Here is a 1,888-nt window from a genome sequence, read left to right as displayed (position 1 = left end):
CGCCGCCGTGGACGGGCTCGTCATCCCGGGAGGCGAGTCGAGCGTCATCGACAAGCTGTCGCGCGCCTTCGGCATGCGCGAGCCCGTCCGCGACGCCATCGCCGCCGGAATGCCGATGTACGGCACCTGCGCCGGCGTGATCCTGCTGGCCGACCGCATCACCGACGGCATCGAGGGTCAGCAGACGTTCGGAGGCCTGGACGTCACCGTCCGACGCAACGCGTTCGGCAGCCAGGTGGACTCGTTCGAGACGGATCTCGACGTCCCCCTCCTCGGCGAGCCGCCCGTGCACGCCGTCTTCATCCGCGCGCCGCTGGTCGAGCAGACCGGCCCCGACGTCGAGGCGATCGCGGTGCTGGACGACGGCCGCATCGTCGCCGTGCGACAGGGATCGCTCCTGGCCACCGCGTTCCACCCGGAGGTGAGCGGCGAGCACCGATTCCACCGGCTCTTCCTCGACTCCGTCCGCGGGGCATGACGAGCACGGGCCCCACGGGTTAGATTCGGTCGCATGACGATCAACGACTGGTGGCGCGAGTACCCCGAGGAGCGCTACTGGATGATCGCGCCGTCGAAGGGGATCGTGGGCGAGGCCCTGTCGGCTCCGAAGTCGCAGGGCGATCGTCGCTTCGAGTGGTCCCACGAGCTCGTGGGGCACACCGAGCCCGGGGACACGCTGTTCGTCTGGGATCGCACGCTGCCCGTGCCGGGCATCGCCGCGTGGGGGCGCGTGCTCGGGCCGCTGGGGGAGGAGTCGCGCGTCCGTCGCGGAGACGAGCTGCCCCACTGGCGCATGCCGATCAGCGACACGCTGCGCCTGGCCACCCCCATCACGCTCACCGCCCTGCGGCGCATCGGGAGCGAGATCGTCGCCGTCCGCGACGAGGTCGAGGAGATCACCGACGGTCCCGTGTACTTCCCGTTCATCGGGTCGGCCGAGACCCTGGCACCGGCACCGGCCTACCTCACCAAGGTGCCCCGCGACCTCGTGGCGCTGCTGTCGTCGCGGTTCGGCTTCGAGTTCGCGCTCTGACGTGGCCGCGTGGGTCGCGCTCCTGCGCGGGGTGAACGTCGGCGGGATCACGATCCGCAACGCGGACCTGGCGGAGGTCTTCGGCGATCTCGGCTTCGACGCCGTGCGAACGGTGCTGGCCAGCGGGAACGTCGTGTTCGAGACGGATGTCGCGGCATCCGATCGCGCGAAGCTCAAGACCCGGATCGAGAAGGCCCTCCGCGACCGGTTCGGCTACGACGCGTGGCTCGTCCTGGTGACGCTGCGGGAGCTCGCCGCCGCCGCGGACGCGTTCCCGTTCGACGAGCACGACGCCTCCCGACAGCCCTGGGTCGTGTTCTGCGCGGACTCCGCCACGCGCGACGAGCTCATCGACGCGGCGAAGGGGATGGATGCCGAACCCGACCCGGTCGCGGCCGGGCCGGGAGTGGTCTACTGGAACCCGGTGAAGGGCACGACCGTGTCGACGCCCTTCGCCAAGGTCATCGCCAAGGCCCGCTACAAGGAGCGCACGACGAACCGGAACCTGAGGACGCTGCGCCGCATCGTCGGCTGACGTCGCGCTCCACGGCGCGGCGGCCCGCTCGGGATTAGAATGGTCAGCCGGCGGCAGGGCCGCAGCGCATCGACGCGAACGGTCCCTCCCTCGCCGACGAGCTGATCAGGAGAAGTATGTCCGGGCATTCCAAGTGGGCGACGACCAAGCACAAGAAGGCCGTCATCGACGCGCGCCGTGCCAAGTCGTGGGCCAAGCTCATCAAGAACATCGAAGTCGCCGCGAAGCTCGGAGGCCCCGACCTCCAGGGCAACCCGACGCTCTTCGACGCCGTGCTCAAGGCGAAGAAGACCTCCGTCCCCAAGGACAACATCGACCGG

Annotated in this window: 3 protein-coding genes and 1 pseudogene; all 4 read left to right on the top strand. The window is 70.1% G+C overall.

Going from position 1 to position 1,888, the window contains the following annotated elements:
- On the top strand, nucleotides 1–478 hold a 478-nt coding region (pdxT, locus tag ACE3O1_RS15525; protein ID WP_374316591.1), incomplete at its 5' end, for a pyridoxal 5'-phosphate synthase glutaminase subunit PdxT.
- Nucleotides 479–511: 33 nt separating this feature from the next.
- Nucleotides 512–1,033 (top strand): hypothetical protein, encoded by a 522-nt coding sequence (locus ACE3O1_RS15520; protein WP_374316589.1) that lies wholly within the window; start codon nucleotides 512–514, stop codon nucleotides 1,031–1,033.
- Nucleotide 1,034: 1 nt separating this feature from the next.
- Nucleotides 1,035–1,568, top strand: coding sequence for a DUF1697 domain-containing protein (locus tag ACE3O1_RS15515; protein ID WP_374316587.1), 534 nt, complete (start codon nucleotides 1,035–1,037; stop codon nucleotides 1,566–1,568).
- A gap of 116 nt (nucleotides 1,569–1,684) precedes the next feature.
- Nucleotides 1,685–1,888: pseudogene (locus ACE3O1_RS15510) on the top strand (YebC/PmpR family DNA-binding transcriptional regulator); the annotation flags it as partial.

The sequence above is a fragment of the Microbacterium sp. genome, from assembly GCF_041909575.1.
Taxonomy (GTDB): Bacteria; Actinomycetota; Actinomycetes; order Actinomycetales; family Microbacteriaceae; genus Microbacterium.
This window is presented reverse-complemented; position numbering and strand designations above follow the sequence as displayed.

Bases quoted from the DNA above. Each gene is read 5' to 3' on its own strand.
- ACE3O1_RS15520 (WP_374316589.1), top strand. From the start codon at position 512: ATGACGATCAACGACTGGTGGCGCGAGTACCCCGAGGAGCGCTACTGG.